Below are 22311 nucleotides of genomic sequence, written 5' to 3'. Positions count from 1 at the left end.
GATGATTCAATTTCGATGCACAAGATTCAGGGTCTTTATTGGTTGAAAGGCCAAAAGAGCTATTGCCATACCAATTAGAACCAAAAAAGTCATCTCAAGATTGGACAACATCATATTGATGCCCAATGATTTTTCCGAAATCTTTGTAAGCCTTTTACTTTCCTCTATTTGAATGGCCTCCAGCGCATCAAGGTTTTTCTTGAGTTCAACAAGTGTTTCCTTGGTCTTTAATAGCACATCTTGACTTTTACCTCCTGCCTTACCTTCCAATTCCAATGTTTCCAATCCAGAAAATCCATTTATCAAGCGCTCTAAAAGTTTGCTCTCTTCAAGAGTCAATACGGTGTTTTTATAATCATTCAGAATAGGCTGAATCTTTTGCGAGACAAGGTAAGGCTCCACTTTCTCCCTTCCTTCAATAAGGGCGAGTTCCTCCACATAAATATGGTTCCTTAGCTTGTAGATATAATCTTGGACCATAATACGGTCATGGTATATGGAACTGACCGTTCTTTGTATGGTTTCAAAATGCCTACGGTCCAGCAAATTGGATCCCAAGACCAATAAAAAAGTAAAAGTCAATATAGACCCAACCAGTATTCGTTGTTTTCCTGAAAGTTCAGCTTTCATAGTATCGTTTTTGCATTAAACCTCAACCACTCCTTTGCATTATGATTGGCATTGGAATCGTTTCATATATTGTATTCCATCAGCATATCACCTATTGAATTATTGACAATCCATCTTTTATAGTCAATGCCTTAATCGAATGGTTTGACCTCAATACCAAACCATTGTGCCAAAAAAATAGGCAAACGGTATGCCTAATGAATAGAATACACAGCGAACACTTGTAACTTATTATATACCAGAACTTTAAATCATTAAGAAAACATATGAACCAGCAGCGTTCCGGGGAATATTTACCCGCTTGGGTAGAAATCGACCAAACAATCATGATAACCAACTGTTTTTAAAGCACTTAGTGCTGACACTCTTTTACAGTCATTCCCGAACGTTATTTCTGTAACATTAAGGAGATTTAATGCGGGTTTAAACCAAAGGAAATGCATTGCTCTGCCAAGCCTAAGCTGTATCTTTGCCGCCAATGCGGAACAATTTTAGACAGGGATATCGAATTGGAAGATATATGGTGTTGATCCCAGAATGGCGATACCCAGCAAACGGACGTTTTTTACGTTTGATAAAGTTAGTGGGAAAACCGGCATTGAATACCATAAATAGAATGAAAAATGCTTCCTGGGTCCATATATACCAATCCTTTGCCTGATATGTCCAAAAAAAGACTTCGTTATCCTCTTTATGACAATTATCATGTTCACATCCATGAGCCTTTTCTACTTTTGTCCCTATGAAGCACACTATTATTCTTTTGGTCGCTTTTTCGATGTTGGTCAAGCCTCTTTGGCCCATCATGGAGTACGTGGCCAACTATGAATATATCTCGGAAGTGCTCTGTAAAAACAAGAACAGGCCAGAGTTGCAATGTAATGGTAAGTGCTACTTGGCGAAACAATTGGAAGAACAACAAAAAGATTCCGATAGAAATCCCTTTGGAGATCAACGGTCAAAAACGGAAGTCCAGCCTATGGATTTCTTCCAACCTATACCATCCGTTGACCTGTCCTTACAATTCCAAACTTGCATAGCCCCCAGTGGTTATTATTATCAAGATTTACATACATCACTTTTTGTTAGCGACATTCCCCACCCTCCAGAGCAAGCCTGAATGAATTCGACGTACCCCTAAGGGAAAATCTCCAATATTTTCCCAACTACTGGGTGCCCTTTATTTTTTGAATTGATTCAAAACCTTTAACCATGAAATCGAACTATTCATTTCGGGCCAGGTCAGCTTGCATAAAATATCCGCTAGTTGTCCTTGGGCTTTGCCTAATGTCAATTTTTCAGTCAAAGCTCCAGGCCCAAGAATCCATAGGGTTCCAAACCTTGGATTCAATTTTGACCATAGATTTAAAGGAGGTCATTGTCATCTCATCCTTTAAAAGAAGTATTGAACACAAATCGCAACCAAATCCACTATCCACTTTGGATGAATATCTGGAATCCTCCAAGAAAATATCCATGGTCAAGCGTGGTGCATATGCCTGGGACCCAATGCTCAATGATATGACCTCAGAGCGATTGTCCATTACCATTGATGGTATGCGAATTTTTGGGGCTTGTACGGATAAAATGGACCCTATAACATCCTATGTGGACGTATCCAATCTTTCGGATGTCCAGGTAAAAAGTGGACAACAAGGTGCCCAACACGGCAATGTGATCGGAGGGGCCATTGATATGCGCTTGGAGAAGAGCAACTTTAAACCCTTGGGCTGGACAGCCGCTGTAGAGACGGGGTATGAGACCAATAACACCTCTCAAATTGTGGGTGGAGAGCTCAATTACTCTGATGAAAATTTCTATTTGGATACCGATATCATTTATCGGAAGGCAGAAAACTATACCGCTGGTGGTGGTGAAGAGGTTGCCTTTTCCCAATATGAAAAATACAATCTGTCCGCCAATGCTGGGTACAAAGTCTCCGATGACCAAAAACTGTTAGCCAGTTTTATTTTTGACGAGGCCCGGGATGTAGGCTACCCTGCTCTTCCCATGGATGTATCCTTGGCACGTGCCTTTATTGGATCACTAAGTTGGGTGCAATCCAATTTTATTGGAAACCTTGAGAATTGGGAATCCAAGCTATATGCCAACACCATTACGCATATTATGGATGACAGCCAAAGACCCGATGTACCCATTCGAATGGATATGCCCGGTTGGAGTGACACCTATGGGTTTTATTCCCAGACCGAGCTCTCTTTTGATAACCATAGGTTTATAGGTAAAATCGATGGATTTTACAATCGTTCCTTGGCGGAAATGACCATGTATCCCAATAACCCCAATGAGCAGGAAATGTTCATGCTTACTTGGCCAGATGTACGGACGTTTAATACGGGTCTTTATTTGGAAGACAAAATTAACCTCAGCGACGGCATCCTAAAATTAGCTACTCGACTGGCCTACCAATCGTTTCATGTGGCGGATGATTTTGGACTGAACAGTCTTCGGATTTTCTACCCAGACATGGACCAAAGGCAAACACGTACACTAAAAAGTGTTTCGGCACACTATCACAAACAGTTTAAGAAATGGCATGTAAACGGTGGTGTTGCCTATGGTGATCGTGCTCCTTCTGTTTCTGAGGGATTTGGCTTTTATCTGTTCAACAGTTTTGACAACCATGATTACATTGGCAATCCAAATCTCAAGAATGAGAAAGCCTTGGAGACCCGAATCAAGGTTACATTACCATTAGATAATCTGGAGCTTGGTCTAGAGGGCAATTACTTTCACACCAGGGATTATATCATTGGTGAAATCGACCCAACACTCAACGAAATGACCATAGGTGCCGATGGTGTTAAAATCTATACCAATTTGAAACAGGCCAACCTTTATAATGTTTCTATGGATATGGAGTACAAGTTTACCCCAGAACTCAACTGGAGTGGACGGGTCTCTTATCACAGGGGCATAGACCACAATGGTCGCAATCTGCCCTTCATCAGTCCCGTTGACTACCGTTCCCAATTGAGCTATGCCCATGGAAGCTTTTCGGGATCAGTGACCTTATCCGGCGCAATGGACCAAACCAATTTTAGCCCCACTTTTGGGGAGGACCGTACACCTGCCTATACGTTACTGTCCCTATCCTTGGGCAAGACCTTTTCCCTTGGTGGGAATACGCTGTATGTGAAGGCAGGAGTTGAAAACCTATTTGACACCTATTACTCAACGTATTCCGATTGGAACAATATCCCACGCATGGGAAGGAACTTTTTCATGACCTTATCCTATGCCATTAATTAATCCTAATTATTAAAATCAAAAACAATGAAAACTATAAAATCCCTAATCATATTAATCGCACTATCTGCTGGAATTACATCTTGTTCCGATAATAACGAAAGCCCAATGCCTGTAACTGAAAATCCATTGGAAGCTTATAATCTGACAAGTAGTTTTGAGGCCAATGGCCATATGTTGGAGCTATATTCTGAAAAAGAGGTTTTGACCACAGGTTACAATGAGCTATACCTCCAAATTAAGGACTTGTCAACCGGTGAATATATCCCCAATGCAACCATTAGCTGGAATCCCGTTATGCACATGACCCAAATGAGCCATTCCTGTCCAAAATCGGAGATTTCAGCAACAGAGGAAAAAACCGTCTATAAAGGCTTTGTGGTCTTTCAAATGGCCAGCAACGCTAACGAATATTGGGAGTTGAACCTAGAATACAGCTTTGGGGGCACTACCTATACCATCTCGGAAACCATAGAGGTCAACGCCCCAGCTGATGGCAAAAAAACGGTCAATGTATTCATGGGTGCCGATGATGCCCGTTATGTTTTGGCCATGATGCCACTTACGCCAGAAGTTGCTATCAACGACCTATCGGCCGTACTATTCAAAATGGAATCTATGATGAGCTTTCAACCTATAGAAAACTATACCATAAAGTTAGATCCCAGAATGCCAGGAATGGGCAACCATAGTTCCCCCAATAATGAGGATTTAATCTATGACGCCACTGCCGGTAACTATGCAGGCAAACTGTCCCTCACCATGACCGGTTACTGGAAAATCAACTTACAGCTGCTCAATGCCAATGATGAAATCTTAAAAGGAGAAAGTGTTACGGAAGAGAACGAAAGTAGCAGTTTGTACTTCGAGATTGAGTTTTAAAATTTGTTGTTTACTTTTTATTCGTTTGTTTGAAAAGGTCATCCGATGGTGGGTGGCCTTTTTAATTTTTGATATTTTCTAGCTTAAAGATGCGGTATGGGTTCGGTTTCAAAAAAAGAATCAAATGGGAAAAAACTCTTCTAAATCCTGTTTTCCTTCCACCAAATCCAAAATAGTGGTATTTTGAAGGACTTTTATGAATTTTGCTTTGTTGGCTCCTACCAATTTATGCAACACACAGGGATTATCCATATCGCAGTCCTTAATTCCCAAAACACAGGACTTTATGCGCTTTTCCCCATCAATTATCCTAACAATGTCCATTAGGGTCCGTTTTCGGTCTTCATCGCTCAAATAGAACCCTCCTTTAGGTCCTCTAGTGGAGGAAATGATATTGTGCCGCGACAGTTCCTGTAACAGTTTGGCCAAGTAAGCTTCAGGCACATGGATCATTTCAAAAATATCCCTGACCATAATCTTACGGTCCTCATTGGAGTTTACTGCTAAATAAAGTACTCCCTTGATGGCATATTTGGAGGAGTTGGAGAGCATGACATTTTATATTCAACAAAGATTAAAAGACATTTTTATCCTTTTCATGACTATTATCATGTTTTTAGTGTTTTACCCATGCTACTTTTGATACGAAATTTTAACCATTTATCACATGAAGACTATAATAAAAGGAATGACCCTACTCTTTGCCCTCATCTTAATAAGCTGTGGTGGTAAGAAAGAGGAGAAAAAAGACGACGGTTTCAGTGTTCAAAGGCAAAAGACAACAACCGAGCAGCCTGCTGAAATCCCTACAACCGATCAGGTCAAAGCTTCTGAACGTGTGGATATGACCACAAAAGGTGTCGGCCCCATTACATCTGTTGACTTAGCACCTGAAATAGACCAAACCATGGCCGCCAAAGGCAAAGAAGTTTATGAGCAAATGTGTCTGGCATGTCATAGGGTAGGTAAAAAATTCATAGGACCGGCCCCTAACGGAATATTGGAGCGAAGAACCCCCGAATGGGTCATGAACATGATCTTGAACCCACAAGAAATGGTACAACAAGATCCTTTGGCCAAAGAACTCCTCCAAGAGTTTAACGGATCACCCATGTCCAACCAAGGGTTGACCGAAGATGAGGCACGTGCCATTCTAGAATATTTTAGAACCTTAAAATAATGCAAATGAAATCAACCATCAAACTCCGTATGATGGGGCTGCTTTTGCTGCTCATGGTAGTCAGCAGTTGCAAACAAGGGCCCCAAAACGACACAACAGCTTCTGGCCAAAATGATTCCGAGGCCATTCTGGAAAACAACAAGGGACAAGCCTTTATTGAAGACGATGGATCCACTCCCAATGTATTGCAAATAGCCATTGGCTCCCCGGACCACAGTACGTTGGTTGCCGCAGTGCAGGCAGCGGAGCTCGAAAATGCCCTAGTGAATGCAGGCCCGTTAATGGTGTTTGCACCCACCAATGCAGCTTTTGACGCTCTACCTGAAGGTACCGTTGAAAATTTGTTGAAACCTGAAAACAAGGACGCCTTGGCCAATATTCTCAAGTACCACGTTACCCCTGGCAACTATTCAAAGGATTTTTTGAAAAACTTCAAAAAATTGGGACAGGCCAATGATCAAAATGTCCCTGTTGAAATCAAGGGTGATGATGTTTTTGTTGGAGGTGCCAAAATAATTGCCAGTGTGCCTGCCGGGAACGGTATTGTCCATGTTGTGGACAAAGTTATCCTTCCCCCAAAAGAATAAACAATACCATTAAAACGAATAAATCCTAACACAATGAAAATTTACAAACAATTGATCATGTCCATGGGAGCTGTCCTGATGCTGGTTTCCTGTGGCCAACAAAACCAAAACTCAAACGGGGCACTATCATCGAGTGCCGCCGAAAAAGTGTATGTTGCTCCAGGCGAGCAGGACGAATACTATGCTTTCCTTTCCGGTGGATACAGCGGTAACCTTACCGTTTATGGACTACCTTCTGGAAGGATGTTCAAGGAAATTCCCGTGTTCTCCCAATTCCCAACTTCTGGATATGGATATTCTGAAGAGACCAAGCCCATGCTTACTACATCTCATGGATTTGTACCTTGGGACGATGCCCACCACCCTGATATCTCCCAGACCAATGGAGAACTGGATGGACGTTGGATATTCATCAATGGCAACAATACTCCAAGGATTGCCCGTATCAGTTTGAGCACTTTTGAAACAGAAGAAATCATCGAAGTACCCAATAGTGCCGGGAACCACAGTTCTTCATTCATTACCGAGAACACTGAATATGTAGTGGCAGGAACACGTTTCTCCGTTCCCATTCCACAAAGGGATATGCCAATCAATGAATACAAAAGCAATTTCAAGGGGTCTTTGTCCTTTATCAGCGTAGATCCAGAACACGGTCATATGGACTTGAAGTTTCAATTGTTGATGCCCGGGTTCAACTATGATCTTTCACATCCCGGTCGTGGGAAATCACACGGATGGTTCTTCTTTACTACCTATAACACAGAAGAAGCCCACACGCTTCAAGAGGTAAATGCATCACAGAACGACAAGGATTTTATTGCCGCAGTCAACTGGAAGAAAATTGAAGAATACGTAAACAATGGTGGAGGTACCAAAATGCCTGCCAACTATGCCCATAATGTTTATGATGAAAGCACCCATATGGCAACCACCACCATGAAAAAAGAGGTATTGACCGTTGATCCTTTAAAGGTGCCCGGGGCTGTATTTTTCTTACCTACTCCAAAATCGCCACACGGTTGTGATGTAGATCCAACTGGGCAATACATCATTGGAAACGGTAAACTGTCTGCAGACTTGACCGTACACTCTTTTGACAAGATGATAGCGGCCATAGAAGGTGAGAAATTCGACGGTGAAGCCTACGGTATTCCAATCCTTAAGTTTGAGGATGTATTGGCCGGACAGGTAAAAAGTGGTGGCCTAGGCCCCCTTCATACCGAGTTTGACAGCAAAGGAAACGCCTACACTACCTTCTTTATCTCTTCTGAAGTGGTAAAATGGAAATTGGGCACTTGGGAGGTCATCGATAGAAAACCCACCTATTATTCTGTTGGACACTTGATGATCCCCGGGGGTAACTCAAGAAAACCCTTTGGCAAATACGTAGTGGCCATGAACAAGATTACCAAAGACCGTTACTTGCCCACTGGACCGGAAATGGAACACTCTGCACAGATTTATGACATTTCTGGTGAAAAAATGGAACTCATCTATGATTTTCCAACGCATGGTGAGCCCCACTATGCTGCTGGTTGCCCAGCTGAACTGTTGGCGCCAAAATCAAAGAAAATCTACCGATTGGATGAGAACAAACACCCATACGCCGTAACATCGCCTACTGGTTCCAAAGTGGTACGAGAAGGTAACGAGGTCCACGTATATATGTCCACTATACGAAGCCACTTTACGCCAGACAATATCGAGGGTATCAAAGTGGGTGACAAAGTGTACTTCCACATCACCAACCACGAACAGGATTTTGATGTGCCGCACGGTTTCTCTATCCTAGGTCAGAACACCTCCGAGCTTCTGATTATGCCAGGACAGACCAAGACTTCGGTATGGGAACCCAAACAAGTTGGAGTATGGCCGTTCTACTGTACGGATTTCTGTTCTGCGTTGCACCAAGAAATGCAAGGATATGTCAGGGTTTCCCCTGCCAATTCCAACATGGAACTGAAATGGTCTTTGGGTGAATAATCCCAATTGACCCACCATTGAACAAAGCGGGCTGAGTCCATGACCTGCCCGCTTTTCTTACAAATTGAAGTTCATCAACCCTTCAGAAAAAAACACTCTCAATTTGTAACCCTTAAATCAAAAAAATGAAAAAGGCTAGTATACTAATGATCATTGGTCCTCTCTTCTTATTGGGATTGTACATCTTTCCTCTTTGGAACATTATGTTGGGAGCGCCACAGTACCCGGACCCCCTAGGGTTGAATATCCACATCAATGGCTTGCAGGGAATGAATGAATTTGACATTCAGAACATTGATGGCCTCAACCACTACATAGGAATGCAGACCTTGCCCAAAGTAGAAGATATGTGGGAATTTGGAACATTTCCCATCATTATTGGAATTATGGTAGCTTTAGGGGTATTGATCGGTATTTTGGGATATTTTAACAAAGTAGGCTATAAATGGTTTTTAGGATGGTTCATATTTATGTCCATTCTAGGGCTGTTGGGTATGTACGATTTTAATGCATGGATGATAGACTATGGTACCAACTTAGACCCCAATGCCATTATGAAATTAACCAACCCCGATGGAACTCCAATGACCTATAAACCACCCTTGCTGGGACATGTGAAGATGCTCAATTTTGATGTGACCTCTATGCCATCCATAGGCGCTTGGCTCATGTTCGTGGGTATGATGCTTACTTTGGCGGCCAGCTACCTAGGGTGGAAGAATGCTAATAAACAATAAAAACACTTCTCATGAAACCATCTTTTATCCTTTGTTTTGCCATGCTTGGCTGTATCCTTGGATGCACCGTAGGTCCTAAACCTATTGATTATGGCCATGTAGGCTGTCATTTTTGCAGCATGACCATTGTGGACAAGCAGCATGCTGCACAATTGGTCACAAAAAAAGGAAAGGTCTTTAACTTTGATGCGGTTGAGTGCATGATGAACCACTTAAAAGATGAGGATGAATCTACCATAGCCCTGTTTTTGGTCAATGATTTTGACCAACCGGGCGAATTGGTAAATGCTGCAGGGGCCACTTATTTGATCAGCGAGAACATCCCAAGCCCAATGGGTGCCTTTTTAAGTGCATTTGCGGAAGAACAGGCGGCCCAATTTGCGTTGGATGACAACGGTGGGGAACTGTTCACCTGGGATCAATTGAAACAAGAATACCAATAACTCCTAAAAACAACAATTATGTATATGATCGGAATTGATAACACCATTGCGCAACAACCTTTTCATGACCTACAAGTGGAGCAACTGGTTAAAAACCCGTCAATGGAAATCTTGAGTGTTAGTCTGGCCAAAGGTGCACTTTTCCCTAAACATTCGTCCCCAAAGGATGTGCATTTGTTTGTGCTGGAAGGTTGCATCGATTTTTATATCGAAAACCAGATCATTAATTTAACCTCCCAACAGCATTTTAGCTTTTCAAAGAATGTGGAACATTGGGTGTTGGCCAATGAGGATGCTAAATTCTTGATTATCCGATAAAACAATGGTTCCTAAACCCATCATACTTGTGTATGTATTGGCAGAAATACCATCATTATAATCTTGTCTGTTTTTGGTAGGTTTTAGTTCATAAAGCGGAGGTATACTATGAAAATCAAGAAAGAACATATAAAATTCATTTTGGGTTGTATTCTATTGATGGGTTTTCAAATGGGTATGGCAAACACCTGGACTGTTTGTGCTGCCTGCGAGAACAATTCCATTAAGGAAACCATTGCGCGTGCTGCTGATCATGACACCATACGCATTGAAAAAGGCATCTACAAAGAGTTTGAGATTTTGGTAGATAAACCATTGGTCATAAAGGGCATTGGCTATCCTATCGTGGATGGAGAGAAAAAGGGTGAGATTTTTAAGATTACTTCGGACAATGTTACCTTGGATGGCCTTTTTGTTATTAACGTTGGGGTAAGCTATACCAAGGACAATGCGGCCATACGGGTGGTTCAGAGCAAAAACTTCCTCATTCAGAATATGGTGCTGGAACAGTTGTTTTTTGGCATTTATCTGGAAAAATCTTCCCATGGCAAGGTGTACCACAACAGGATTATTGGCCAGGCCGTGGACGAGTACAATTCGGGAAATGGCATCCAACTTTGGTATTCCAAGGATGTGGACGTTAGCAAAAACCACGTGCAAGGTACTAGGGATGGTATCTATTTGGAGTTTTCAGACCGCATAACCATTACCGATAATACCAGTATGGACAATCTTCGGTATGGACTTCATTTTATGTTCTCGAACAATGATGTGTATTCAAACAATACCTTTGAAAATAATGGAGCTGGAGTCGCGGTGATGTTCTCCAAGTTTATTACTATGAAAAACAACAATTTCAAAAAAAATTGGGGAACAGCCGCCTATGGCATGCTTTTGAAGGAGATTAACGATGCGGAAATCAGCGGAAACACCTTCGAAGAAAATACCATCGGTATCAATATCGAGGGGTCCAATCGCATTCAATACCACAATAACGATTTCATCAACAATGGTTGGGCCATTCGAGTGATCGGAGCTTGCTATACCAACAGTTTTGTGGGCAACAATTTCCTGTACAATTCTTTTGACATTTCATACAACAGTAAACTCAACGACAATGTCTTTGAAGGTAATTTTTGGAGCAGTTATACCGGCTATGATTTGGACAAGGATGGTGTTGGCGATGTACCTTATAGGCCTGTAAAATTGTTTTCCTACATAGTGAACCGTACCCCTGAGACCATTGTGCTACTTCGAAGCTTGTTTATGGATATCATAGATTTTTCCGAACGGGTTTCCCCAGTATTCACCCCGGATGAGTTAAAAGACATTCGACCTTTAATGAAAATACGACCATGACCATAGAAATAAAAGACCTGCACAAGAAATTTGGAAAGAACCAAGTGTTAAAAGGAGTGGACCTTACCATTGACGAAGGCCATATTTATGCCATCCTAGGTCCCAATGGTTCAGGAAAGACCACACTGATCAAAAGCATTTTGGGCATGGTAATTCCAAATAAAGGACAGATAACGGTTTTGGAGAAACCCATTAAAAAGGATTGGAAGTACCGCAAGCAAATCAATTATCTTCCCCAGATTGCCAACTTTCCACCCAACATCAAGGTCAAAGAATTGATCCATATGATCAAGGACCTTCGGAACAGTACCGCTGATGAAACAGAACTTATTACACTGTTTGGGCTGGAACCCTTTCTAAACAAAAAACTGTCCACCTTATCCGGGGGCACCAAACAAAAAGTGAACATTGTATTGACCTTTATGTTTGACAGTCCATTGATCATTCTTGATGAACCTACCACTGGCCTAGATCCAAAGGCATTGATTCGGCTCAAGGAACTGATTCAAAAAGAAAAGGCCCAAGGAAAGACTATTTTGATCACCTCGCACATTATGCAGTTCGTGGAAGAGGTGGCCGATGAGATTGTTTATCTTCTGGAAGGTGAAATCTACTTCAAAGGGAGTATTGAAACGCTTTTGGAGCAAACGGAACAAACCAATTTTGAACATGCCATTGCGGCCATAACAACCATAGGAAGCCATGCTTAAAATATTGAAATACAGTTTTTACGATCTTATTAGAAGCCGCTGGAGCTACGTTTACTTTTTGTTTTACTTGGCTCTTGGATTTGTTTTACTTTTTTTGAACAATGATGTTTCCAAGGCTGTAATCACCTTGATGAATGTGATCATTGTATTGGTTCCATTGATAGGCACCATATTTGGGGTGATGTACTATTACAATTCCCGCGAATTCACCGAACTTTTATTGGCTCAGCCCATCAACCGAAGGTCCATTTTTATGGGACAGTACTTTGGGGTGGCTGGATCATTGACCATGAGTCTTGCGCTGGGTCTGGGCATTCCATTTGTTCTGTATGGACTCTTACGGAGCAATGCCATTTTTGATTTTTCACTGCTATTGGTCACAGGGGCTTTCTTGACCTTTATTTTCGTTGGGCTATCTTTTGTCATTGCCATATCCAACGAAAACAAGATAAAGGGGTTCGGCTATGCCGTTCTGTTATGGCTTTTTTTGGCCGTGGTCTATGACGGGTTGTTCCTGATGTCGCTCATCGTTTTTGAGGAGTACCCACTGGATACTTTTTCTTTGGTGGCCACAGCGCTCAATCCCATTGATCTTTCCCGTATCTTGATCCTGCTCAAATTGGACATCTCTGCCCTATTGGGCTACACCGGTGCCATTTTCAAGAAGTTCTTCGGCACTGATCTGGGCTTCTTGGTATCCATGGCCATTCTTTTACTTTGGACAGTATTGCCTATACTTGGTTTGGGGCATAAAGCAAAGCGTAAGGACTTTTAACACGGATATAGCGATTTTGATAAAATCAAATGAAAGAAAACCTGTACCGTCAACACCTTGGAATTGCTGTATTGTACTTCAGCATTGCAGCGGTATTGGGCTTACTGCTTCGCTCCTTCCCTATTTTCTCCTTTGATTTCAACTACAAATATGTAGTTCATGCACATTCGCATATTGCGCTTTTGGGCTGGGTATATGTGGCCTTGACCACTTTGCTCCATTTTTGTTTTGTCAAGAATGCATCCAACAGCACCTATCAACGAATTTTTTGGGGCACCCAAGCCACTTTGATCGGGATGCTCCTTACATTTCCCTTTCAAGGTTATGCCCTCTTTTCCATTATTTTTTCCACTCTATTCCTTATAGCATCCTATACCTACACCTATTATTTCTGGAAGAACATTGCACCAATACATAAAGAAAGTAATGGTTTAAAATGCGTAAAAGCGGCACTGATCTATATGGTTATATCAAGCTTTGGACCGTGGGTCTTGGGGGCTGTTATGAACACTTTGGGTGCCCAATCCATTTGGTACCGCTTGTCCATCTATTTTTACTTGCACTTTCAGTACAATGGTTGGATGTTATTGGCCTTGCTAGGATTGTTCCTGTTTGTTTTGGAGCAACGTGGACACATCATCCCCAAAAAAGGGTTTGGTCGTTTTTTTAAAATGATCAACTTCGGAATAATCTTTACTTTTTTCCTTTCCACCCTATGGACAGAACCATCACCATGGATGTATCTCCTTGGGGGAATTGGGGCAATTACCCAGATTGTTGCTTTTCTGCTTTATTGGGCACACACCAAAAACGGGATTGGAAAATTGTCTTTAACAAACCTTCAACGGCAGCTACTCTATACCGTTGTGGCGCTTACCTGCATTAAGATAGCATTGCAACTAATTACCGTTGTTCCCTACTTTGCCCTATTGGCGGCAAAGTACCTCGACTTTACCATTGGTTATTTGCACTTGACCTTTTTGGGGGTCATCAGTTTTGGGCTGTTCTTCTTTATGGACTATTTTGGCTTGGTACGAGTATCAAAATCATCCTGCGCACTTTATATGGTAGGATTCTTGCTTACGGAAGTCCTGATTTTCTTCAAAGGGTTTTCGGCTTGGCAGCAATGGGGAGTTTTTAGCGGATATACCTCATCCTTAGCACTTTGTTCTTTATTTATTTTTTTGGGATTGGTGTTGATGGCATTTCATAATAGAACCAAACCATGATTTTTTTAAAACAATCTAGGAATTTAATATTTGTAATGGTTTACATTTGATTTGTCTAGCGTTGTGCTGATAGAAAAAATAATAAAGGACAATTTTGTCCTAGTTAAATTAAACGCTATCTTTGTAGCGTAAGAAACAGCAATAGATGTTCTCAAAAGCATGTGAGTATGGTATTCGGGCGGCGGTGTACATTGCGCTGCAATCTTTGGATGGCAGACGTGTAAGCGTCAATGAAATTGCTGAGGAAATTGATTCTCCCATGGCATTTACCGCCAAAATCCTTCAACAGCTCACCAAGAACAATATTGTAGATTCCGTAAAAGGTCCAACAGGTGGATTTGAAATTGAGCGTGAAGCAATGGATACCGTAAAACTAAGCAAGATAGTGAAGGCCATTGATGGAGATAAAATCTATGTGGGGTGCGGATTGGGTCTAAAGGAGTGCAATGCAGACAAACCCTGTCCCCTACACGACAAGTTCGTAGATGTTAGATCCAATTTAAGGACCATGCTACAAAGTACAAGTCTGTACGAACTCGCCACAGGTTTGGAAGTGGGATTGACCTATTTGAAACGATAAAAAAATTTGAATTAATAAAGGATAAATTTATCCGAATTAAAAATTGAAACTATGAACAGTACTTTGGAAAAAACTATTGGGCAAATGGTAGCGGATGACTACAGGACTGCCCAGGTCTTTAAAGCGCACAAAATAGATTTTTGTTGCAAAGGAAATCGAACCCTATCTGAGGTCGCCTCCAAAAAGGGATTAAACTTAGAGGCTTTGCACGAAGAGTTGGATATAATCAAAGACAAAAACCAAGGGGATCAGCCCGATGTTGCGTCCTGGCCTTTGGACTTACTTGTCGATTATATTGAAAAGAAGCACCATCGCTATGTAGAAGAGCACATTCCTATACTCAATCAATATTTGGACAAGCTCTGCAGGGTACACGGGGAACGCCACCCAGAATTGTTTGAAATATTTGAACATTTTAAAGCATCGGCAGGGGAACTGGCCATGCATATGAAAAAAGAGGAACTTGTGCTCTTCCCTTGGGTTCGTAAAATGGTTGAAGGCTTTGCTGATCGTGAAACCTTGGAAGCTCCTCACTTTGGTACGGTACGCAATCCTATTCAAATGATGATGCAGGAGCACGACAACGAAGGGGAACGTTTCCGTAAAATTGCAGCGCTGAGCCAAGATTACACACCCCCTACGGATGCCTGCAACACCTATCGGGTAACATTCTCACTCTTGCAAGAGTTTGAGGATGATCTGCACAGGCACATCCATTTGGAAAACAACATTCTTTTCCCAAAGGCAGAAGCCATGGAGAAAAAACTGCTTTCCAAATGATTAAAAAATGGCGAAAAGCTCCATTAAAAGACACCATGCACTCAAGGGAGTGAGCCGTGAACACCATCAACATGAAACATTCATCAACAATACCCATGACCCATTCTGGAACTGATCAAAAATCCAGTAAATTGAAAAAATTCCATAAGCGCCTGTTCCTAGAATTCAAAAAAGGTCAAATGGGCTATGCGACCATAGCCATCATAGGCCAAAGTTGCCTAGGTTCAGCTGCCGCCATGGCGCTTTTAATATCGGAAATGGCCATGATTCCTAAAATGGTCCTGCTCTTTTTTGTCACCATTTTTTGTATGGCCTTCAATGGTGCCGTACTCGCCCAATTAAAACCTTTAACCACTTTTAATATATTAATACTTAGTGTAGCATTTAGCACCTTGGTCATTCTTTTCCAGATAATTTAATCTGTTCGGCAACCTAGAAGTGCGGCTCAAGCCATTCAGACAATATGGACCATATCACTTGGATCATTGGGTATCTATAATGGGAACCCAGTTTCAGTTAGGACGGACAAAAGGAGAATAGCTTGAGCCGATTTGTTTTGCTCTTCTATTTTCTATTCTATACATCGTCCCATAACGGGGAATATCTACTCGCAAATCATCCCCATACCCTTTGCAATTCGTTTATCATCCAACTTAATACGTATAAATCCATGGCAAAAGTCCTCCACGGTCTATAGCCTAAAATCTTACATATCCATATAGTATGTAGGTAGGCCTGCGTTATTAAATTGATAAAAATGAAAGTTATATCCTACTTATTTTGAGTAAATTACTATATTTAGTGTAATCTATTTAGTATGATTTATCATTTAATCACCAAGCCTTATTGCTATGGAAAACACCCTATTCTTTATTCTTAAGAATTTTCTTAAAAAAGAAAACTTTAAGGTTAATTTAAAAGAGCTCAAGTTTCAATTGTTAAGCCATCCTTCTTACCCAAGCCTACATTCCCTCACTGGAGTACTATCACATTTGGGGATTAAAAATTTGGCATTGGAGGTCCCTGTTGATATGTACACACTGCAACAAACACCCGATAATTTTATATCCTTGACCCAAGACAGACAATTTATGATGGTGAGTAGGGTTGGCAGTAAATTTGAATTATTGTTGGAAAACAAGGAGAGGAAGATAAAGGATGCGACCGATTTTTTGAAAGATTGGAGCGGCATCGTTGTGGCTGCGGAAATTGATGGTGAGAATACTAAACTTTCAAATGAAGCACCCAATAATAAACTTTCTTATGCCATCTATTCACTTACAGGATTTCTTTTGATTGGATTCTTTATTGGCTGGAATCCAGATTGGCTTCAGGCATTACAACTAAGCCTTGCTCTTTCCGGACTGCTAATCAGTATTCTTATTGTTAATCGCGAATTGGGTTTCAAATCTAAGGTAGTGGACGCGTTTTGTAGTGATGGTGAGTCTACTAGCTGCGATGAGGTGCTAAACTCCAAAGGTGCTTCGCTTTTTAATTTTTTAAAATTGAGCGATTTGAGTGTCATTTATTTTTTAGGCTTGGTCATAACCTGGCTGTTGGTTTTGGCGTTCGGTAAAACAAATTCGATTATTATCCTACTTACCACACTTACAATTCCTGTTACCCTTTATTCTATATACTATCAATACACTATAGTTAAAAAATGGTGTCCTCTATGTTTGGGTATTGTTGCAGTTCTATGGACCCAATTTGGGACTTTTTTGATGGGTGGCGCCGGAATTAAAGATATATCCCTGAATTTTGGCAATAGTGTTATTGCACTTTTTTCCTTTTTATTAGCTACTTCAATTTGGGTATTCATCAGACCTCTTTTACATGGAAGACATGAACTAGGAAAACTAAAAATTGAGCACTATAAGTTCAAACGCAATTTTGATTTATTTCTATCCGTCCTCAATAAAGGGGTTCACCTAGAACCAAATCTACCAACTTTCGCAGGTAGGGAAATCGTACTTGGCAATGTTCACGCCAATGTTAGTATTCTCTTGGTGACGAGCCCTCAGTGCTTTTATTGTAAGTCTGCCCACAAGGAGCTTGAAAAGGTTTTGGATAAAAATCCAGATGATATAAATCTTGTTATACGATTCAATGTAAATGCCAAAGAAAAGGAAGATATTGGAAATAGGGTATGTTCTAGACTTTTGGAGCTGTATGAAACCCAATCTGTGGAAACACTTCTAAAAGCTATGGGAGAGGCCTATGCTGAAGATTCCGATCTACCAAAATGGTTGCTGGACTGGGGCGAACCTATTAATCATGAGGACTATTCTACCATTTTACATGAGCAACAACAATGGTGTATTGAAAAAGAAGTGCATTTTACGCCCGCTGTCTATATCAATGGAAAAGAATTTCCAAAAGAATACCAGCGTACCGACATCTCTTACTTTATCGAAGATCTTACTGAAAGCACCAATGATTTAAGTGCCGTTGAAGAGAATACAGAACTAATAAATTCATAACCAAAGCCTGTACTTTTCCGCAATTGCATGCGGAAAAGCAGCGCTGAGGGAACAATATCTTTTCGCGAAAGATGGACACAAACCTTGAGTGTCATTAAATGTTCAGGGCCAATTTAATTTAAATATTATTTAAAATGAAAAAGTTAGCAAGTTTAACTGGTGTAAAAACCCTGGGAAGAACAGCCCAAAAAGCCATTAATGGAGGTAGTGCAGCATGCGTGCCTGGTAACGAATGTGCCGGCAAATCTCTTGGTGACAATTGTTTTTATGGGTGTCATAAATCATGCCCAGGAACATGTCTAAGTTCAGGGTGTATGCCATGGTAATCATATGCTCTTAAGAATTGGTACTGTGCTATATTCTTATTGCGAAAATAGGTCAAGAAGAAATTCTTGACCTATCTATTTTGCATTTTAGACAATAAATCCATGACCCTATACCAGTTAGATGACTTTAGTTTAATATATGGTTCATTCCTAGAAATTCACCCTTACACATTTCCACAATTATATGCCCACTTGATCTATGGCAAAATTCCCATTCTTTAAACAAGCAGAACAAAAAGACTGTGGTCCTACCTGCCTTAAGATGATAGCAAAACATTATGGCAGAGATATTGGCATTCAGAATTTAAGGGATTGGGCCGAGACAACCAGAGAAGGCAGCAGTTTATTAGGGCTTGGGGAAGCAGCGGAAAAATTGGGTTTTCATAGTATAGGCGTAAAATTGAGCTACAATAAGTTGGCCGATGTTCCTTTGCCCTGTATTCTGCATTGGAAAGAAGAACATTTTGTGGTACTCTATAAAATCAAAAAACATAAAACCTATATCTCCGACCCTGCCTATGGTCTAATTAACTATGAAACTGAGGAGTTTATCAAATTATGGATTGGCAGCAATGCAGATATCAATACCGAAGAAGGTGTTGCATTGTTGATCGAACCGACTGCCACGTTTTATGACCATGAAAAAAAGAATGAAAGAAAGGAGAAATTCAACATTTCGTTTTTATCGCACTATTTAATAAAGTACAAAAAATTTATTCTGCAATTGGCCATAGGTTTACTGGCAGGTAGTTTACTTCAACTAATAGTTCCCTTTTTGACCCAAAGCATTGTTGATGTCGGCATTCAAAATCAGGATATCAATTTTATTTATCTCATCTTGTTTGCACAGCTATTCTTATTTCTTGGTAGAACGGCACTTGAAGTAATACGCGGATGGATTTTATTGCATTTAAGTACGCGAATAAATATCTCCTTGGTATCAGACTTCTTCATAAAATTGATGAACCTCCCCATGGCCTTTTTTGATTCTAAGATGACGGGAGACCTCATGCAAAGAATAGGGGACCATAAACGTATTGAAAAACTATTGACCACTTCCTCTCTAAACGTATTATTCTCCATGGTCAATTTTTTCATATTCGGATTTGTTCTGGCCTATTACAACCTACAGATTTTTGCAATTTTCCTTTTAGGCAGTTGTCTTTATTTTGGATGGGTGTTGTTCTTTTTTAAAAAAAGAAAAGAACTAGATCACAAACGCTTTTCGGAGCTAAGCAAAGAACAGAGCAAAGTAGTGGAATTAATCAATGGCATGCAGGAAATAAAACTTCATAACGCCGAGCGCCGTTTAAGATGGAATTGGGAATATGTTCAGGCACGTTTGTTCAGGGTTGAAATGAAGAGTTTGGCTCTAGAGCAAACCCAAACTGTGGGCTCATCATTTATTAATGAGTTGAAAAACATTCTTATTACTGTACTCTCAGCTAAATTGGTTATTGATGGTGAAATCACATTGGGGATGATGGTGGCCATCTCCTATATTGTTGGACAACTAAATGCGCCTGTCTCCCAGATGATTGGCTTTTTCAGGGATGTTCAGGACGCCAAGATTTCGCTTAATCGCTTGGGTGAAATCCACAATTTGGAGGATGAAGAAAATACCAGTGAAAAGAAAATATTGCATTTGCCCAAAAACGCCGATTTAAAATTAGTGGATGTTTCCTTTCGCTATTTGGGAGGACTTGACCCAGTTTTAAAGAATCTAAATTTAACTATACCGGCCAACAAAATAACAGCGATAGTTGGAGTAAGTGGAAGTGGTAAAACTACCTTAATGAAATTGCTCTTACGATTTTACGAACCAAATTCAGGCAAAATTAGTATCGGAAGCAATAATCTAAACAAGATGGCACAAAAAGTATGGCGGGAACACTGTGGCGTGGTTATGCAAGAAGGTTATATTTTTAATGATACCATTGCCCAAAACATTGCTGTTGGCGCCGACATGATAGACGAAAAACGATTACGGAACTCGGTAAAGATTGCAAACATACAAGACTACATTGCAGGTCTTCCTTTAGGTTTCAATACAAAAATAGGATTGGAGGGAACTGGTCTAAGCACTGGTCAAAAACAACGCTTATTAATTGCAAGGGCAGTTTATAAAAACCCAGACTTTCTATTTTTCGATGAAGCCACATCTGCTTTGGACGCCAACAATGAAAAAAAGATCATGGAAAACCTTGATGGATTTTTTGTGGATAAGACGGTTGTCATTATTGCCCACCGGCTAAGTACAGTAAAAAATGCATCTCAAATCGTAGTTCTGGATAATGGTAAAATCGTTGAGATAGGTAATCATAAAGAGTTGACAAAGCAAAAAGGCAGCTATTACAATTTGGTGAAAAACCAATTGGAACTTGGAAATTGATAGAATGGAAAACAAACACACAGATGAGAAGTCAATTGCATTGCGAAGCTCCGCAGTGCAAGAAATATTAGGCCTAGTCCCCAATTGGATGATTCGTTGTGGAAATACGCTGATTTTTTTTTTGATTATCGGGGTATTTATAATTTCTTATTTTATCAAATACCCAAATACTGTTACTTGTGAGGTTGCTTTGAGTACAACAGTACCTACAGAAAACCTTTATGCAGATATTGATGGTACATTTTTAAAGCTTAATATTCAAGATGGGGACAGGGTCAATTCTGGAGATTTACTGGGAATGATCACTAATGATGGGGCAGACATGATGCTGACATCCAATATGTCTGGACAGATTCATTTTGTAGATTTTTGGAAAATTGGGCGCCATGTAAAACAAGGAGATTTGCTGTTCACAATCATGCCCACGGATCATGGTCCGTATATTGGAAAACTTAAAGTTCCCATGAACCAAATAGCAAAAATCAGAAAGGGGCAACAGGTCAGAATTTATTTATCGGAAGATATAATGCTGAAGAATGATATCATTGAAAGTACAGTACAGCGCATCGGTACTATGCCAGACCAAGATGGGTTTCTTTCAGTTGAAGTAAAAATAGGAGAGAGACTTGCCACCATTTCTGATAAAGAAATCAGTTATATGCCCGGCACTACAGGAAAAGCTGAAATAATTGTCGAAGATTTAAGGTTAATAGAACGCTTTTTCTATCAGCTAAGAAATATTTTTAATATGTAATCCAAACAAGCTCTATAAAATTGTATCCAGTATTTCTTTTTTCAATTTGTAGGTTTGGTATTTTTTTAAATAAGCCTGTACAACGTTCTGTGATGCATCAGTTCTTTCTCATTTACAATCTTAAAGGAGTGTGTATGTTTCATTGTGGTAAGCGATCAATTGCTTGAAGAAATCATCTTAAAATTATAACATATGTGTAATGGTCTGATCCTGACAAAAACACCTTTATATGATTTAAAATGATATGCCGAAAATACAAGCCACCTCAATTCATCATTATCAAACTCCATTTAACCTTTATAGGAAGGAACTAAATAAAAAAAGCTAGATTTTTAATCTAGCTTTTTTGTCGGGATGACTGAATCATCGACTAAATCTTATGTGATTGTAAATCATTGTATTACAACTGCAATCTTGAAGGTATTCCCGTTAAGAACACGGAAAGCAAAAAACGACTTTTAAATACAATTTTCACGTGCTTAACTAGACCTAAAAATACTAATAATATTCAATCTATTCATTTCAACTTTAAAAAGCTTAACTTTTATTCCTAAGATCAATCTATAGTTCAATAGTTTAAACCACTTTTAATGAAAAGTGAAAATGGCAAATCTATATCAATAACCTTTGTAGTTCAATAATCCCTATAACTAAATGAATTATACCTCTGTAAAAGAGAATAGTATCAGTAACCAAATTGATGGCCTTTAGTTATCCTTATATTACATAAAAGTTAAATAAGTCGTTGAAAACTAAAATGAGTCATAAATTACGAAATATGGGCATTACTAACTGTTCTGGTGGTATATACTTAATAAAGGTAGGTAGGTATATAAACAAGTTACCACACATATTGACCCGATAATTTGAGTATTTGAACCAAACAAAGA

General features: G+C 40.1%; 21 protein-coding genes. 19 read left to right on the top strand and 2 right to left on the bottom strand.

Going from position 1 to position 22311, the window contains the following annotated elements; translation table 11 throughout:
- Positions 1-6 precede the first annotated feature (6 nt).
- Complete coding sequence (locus tag ACP14V_RS05875; protein ID WP_272609742.1) at positions 7-630, bottom strand: hypothetical protein; 624 nt, start codon at positions 628-630, stop codon at positions 7-9.
- Positions 631-1372: 742 nt separating this feature from the next.
- Here ACP14V_RS05875 and ACP14V_RS05870 point away from each other — a divergent pair.
- From ACP14V_RS05870 to ACP14V_RS05860, 3 genes are all read left to right on the top strand, one after another.
- Positions 1373-1750: a hypothetical protein gene (locus ACP14V_RS05870; RefSeq protein WP_272609741.1), complete on the top strand. Its 378-nt coding sequence runs from the start codon at positions 1373-1375 to the stop codon at positions 1748-1750.
- Between the two features lie 167 nt (positions 1751-1917).
- Complete coding sequence (locus ACP14V_RS05865) at positions 1918-3903, top strand: TonB-dependent receptor (RefSeq protein WP_424987942.1); 1986 nt, start codon at positions 1918-1920, stop codon at positions 3901-3903.
- 24 nt (positions 3904-3927) lie between these two features.
- Positions 3928-4782, top strand: a complete 855-nt coding sequence (locus ACP14V_RS05860; RefSeq protein WP_272609739.1) for a hypothetical protein — start codon at positions 3928-3930, stop codon at positions 4780-4782.
- Positions 4783-4902: 120 nt separating this feature from the next.
- Here the strand turns inward: ACP14V_RS05860 and ACP14V_RS05855 are convergent, their stop codons facing one another.
- The gene (locus tag ACP14V_RS05855; RefSeq protein ID WP_272609738.1) at positions 4903-5334 is read right to left on the bottom strand and encodes an RrF2 family transcriptional regulator; all 432 of its coding nucleotides are present in this window, start codon (positions 5332-5334) and stop codon (positions 4903-4905) included.
- Between the two features lie 115 nt (positions 5335-5449).
- Between ACP14V_RS05855 and ACP14V_RS05850 the strand changes: the two genes are divergently transcribed.
- From ACP14V_RS05850 to ACP14V_RS05775, 16 genes are all read left to right on the top strand, one after another.
- Positions 5450-5962, top strand: a complete 513-nt coding sequence (locus ACP14V_RS05850; protein WP_272609737.1) for a c-type cytochrome — start codon at positions 5450-5452, stop codon at positions 5960-5962.
- A 5-nt stretch (positions 5963-5967) separates the two neighbouring features.
- Positions 5968-6549: a fasciclin domain-containing protein gene (locus ACP14V_RS05845; protein ID WP_272609736.1), complete on the top strand. Its 582-nt coding sequence runs from the start codon at positions 5968-5970 to the stop codon at positions 6547-6549.
- Between the two features lie 33 nt (positions 6550-6582).
- Positions 6583-8535, top strand: a complete 1953-nt coding sequence (nosZ, locus tag ACP14V_RS05840; protein ID WP_409557931.1) for a Sec-dependent nitrous-oxide reductase — start codon at positions 6583-6585, stop codon at positions 8533-8535.
- A gap of 125 nt (positions 8536-8660) precedes the next feature.
- A complete protein-coding gene (locus tag ACP14V_RS05835) occupies positions 8661-9272 on the top strand; it encodes a hypothetical protein (protein ID WP_272609735.1) in 612 nt (203 codons plus the stop codon).
- 11 nt (positions 9273-9283) lie between these two features.
- Positions 9284-9715, top strand: coding sequence for a nitrous oxide reductase accessory protein NosL (locus tag ACP14V_RS05830; protein WP_272609734.1), 432 nt, complete (start codon positions 9284-9286; stop codon positions 9713-9715).
- A 24-nt stretch (positions 9716-9739) separates the two neighbouring features.
- Positions 9740-10033 carry a cupin domain-containing protein gene (locus ACP14V_RS05825; protein ID WP_272609733.1) on the top strand — a complete coding sequence of 98 codons (294 nt, stop codon included), beginning with the start codon at positions 9740-9742 and terminating at the stop codon, positions 10031-10033.
- Between the two features lie 159 nt (positions 10034-10192).
- On the top strand, positions 10193-11392 hold the full coding sequence (locus tag ACP14V_RS05820) for a nitrous oxide reductase family maturation protein NosD (RefSeq protein ID WP_409557934.1): 1200 nt from the start codon (positions 10193-10195) through the stop codon (positions 11390-11392).
- Complete coding sequence (locus tag ACP14V_RS05815) at positions 11389-12102, top strand: ABC transporter ATP-binding protein (protein ID WP_272609731.1); 714 nt, start codon at positions 11389-11391, stop codon at positions 12100-12102. The genes ACP14V_RS05820 and ACP14V_RS05815 overlap by 4 nt, the downstream gene beginning before the upstream one ends.
- Positions 12095-12877, top strand: a complete 783-nt coding sequence (locus ACP14V_RS05810) for an ABC transporter permease (RefSeq protein ID WP_272609730.1) — start codon at positions 12095-12097, stop codon at positions 12875-12877. The genes ACP14V_RS05815 and ACP14V_RS05810 overlap by 8 nt, the downstream gene beginning before the upstream one ends.
- A gap of 29 nt (positions 12878-12906) precedes the next feature.
- Positions 12907-14106, top strand: a complete 1200-nt coding sequence (locus tag ACP14V_RS05805) for a hypothetical protein (protein ID WP_272609729.1) — start codon at positions 12907-12909, stop codon at positions 14104-14106.
- 145 nt (positions 14107-14251) lie between these two features.
- Positions 14252-14686 (top strand): RrF2 family transcriptional regulator, encoded by a 435-nt coding sequence (locus ACP14V_RS05800; protein WP_272609728.1) that lies wholly within the window; start codon positions 14252-14254, stop codon positions 14684-14686.
- A 51-nt stretch (positions 14687-14737) separates the two neighbouring features.
- Complete coding sequence (ric, locus tag ACP14V_RS05795; RefSeq protein WP_272609727.1) at positions 14738-15466, top strand: iron-sulfur cluster repair di-iron protein; 729 nt, start codon at positions 14738-14740, stop codon at positions 15464-15466.
- Positions 15467-15537: 71 nt separating this feature from the next.
- Complete coding sequence (locus tag ACP14V_RS05790; protein ID WP_272609726.1) at positions 15538-15885, top strand: hypothetical protein; 348 nt, start codon at positions 15538-15540, stop codon at positions 15883-15885.
- Between the two features lie 432 nt (positions 15886-16317).
- Complete coding sequence (locus ACP14V_RS05785) at positions 16318-17949, top strand: vitamin K epoxide reductase family protein (protein WP_272609725.1); 1632 nt, start codon at positions 16318-16320, stop codon at positions 17947-17949.
- Between the two features lie 525 nt (positions 17950-18474).
- The gene (locus ACP14V_RS05780) at positions 18475-20667 is read left to right on the top strand and encodes a peptidase domain-containing ABC transporter (RefSeq protein WP_272609724.1); all 2193 of its coding nucleotides are present in this window, start codon (positions 18475-18477) and stop codon (positions 20665-20667) included.
- On the top strand, positions 20657-21421 hold the full coding sequence (locus tag ACP14V_RS05775; RefSeq protein ID WP_272609723.1) for an HlyD family secretion protein: 765 nt from the start codon (positions 20657-20659) through the stop codon (positions 21419-21421). The genes ACP14V_RS05780 and ACP14V_RS05775 overlap by 11 nt, the downstream gene beginning before the upstream one ends.
- Positions 21422-22311: the final 890 nt, after the last annotated feature.

Source organism: Flagellimonas alvinocaridis (assembly GCF_965248585.1).
Lineage (GTDB): Bacteria > Bacteroidota > Bacteroidia > Flavobacteriales > Flavobacteriaceae > Flagellimonas > Flagellimonas alvinocaridis.
The sequence above is the reverse complement of the archived record's forward strand: the minus strand, read 5'-3'. Positions and strand labels throughout refer to the sequence as shown.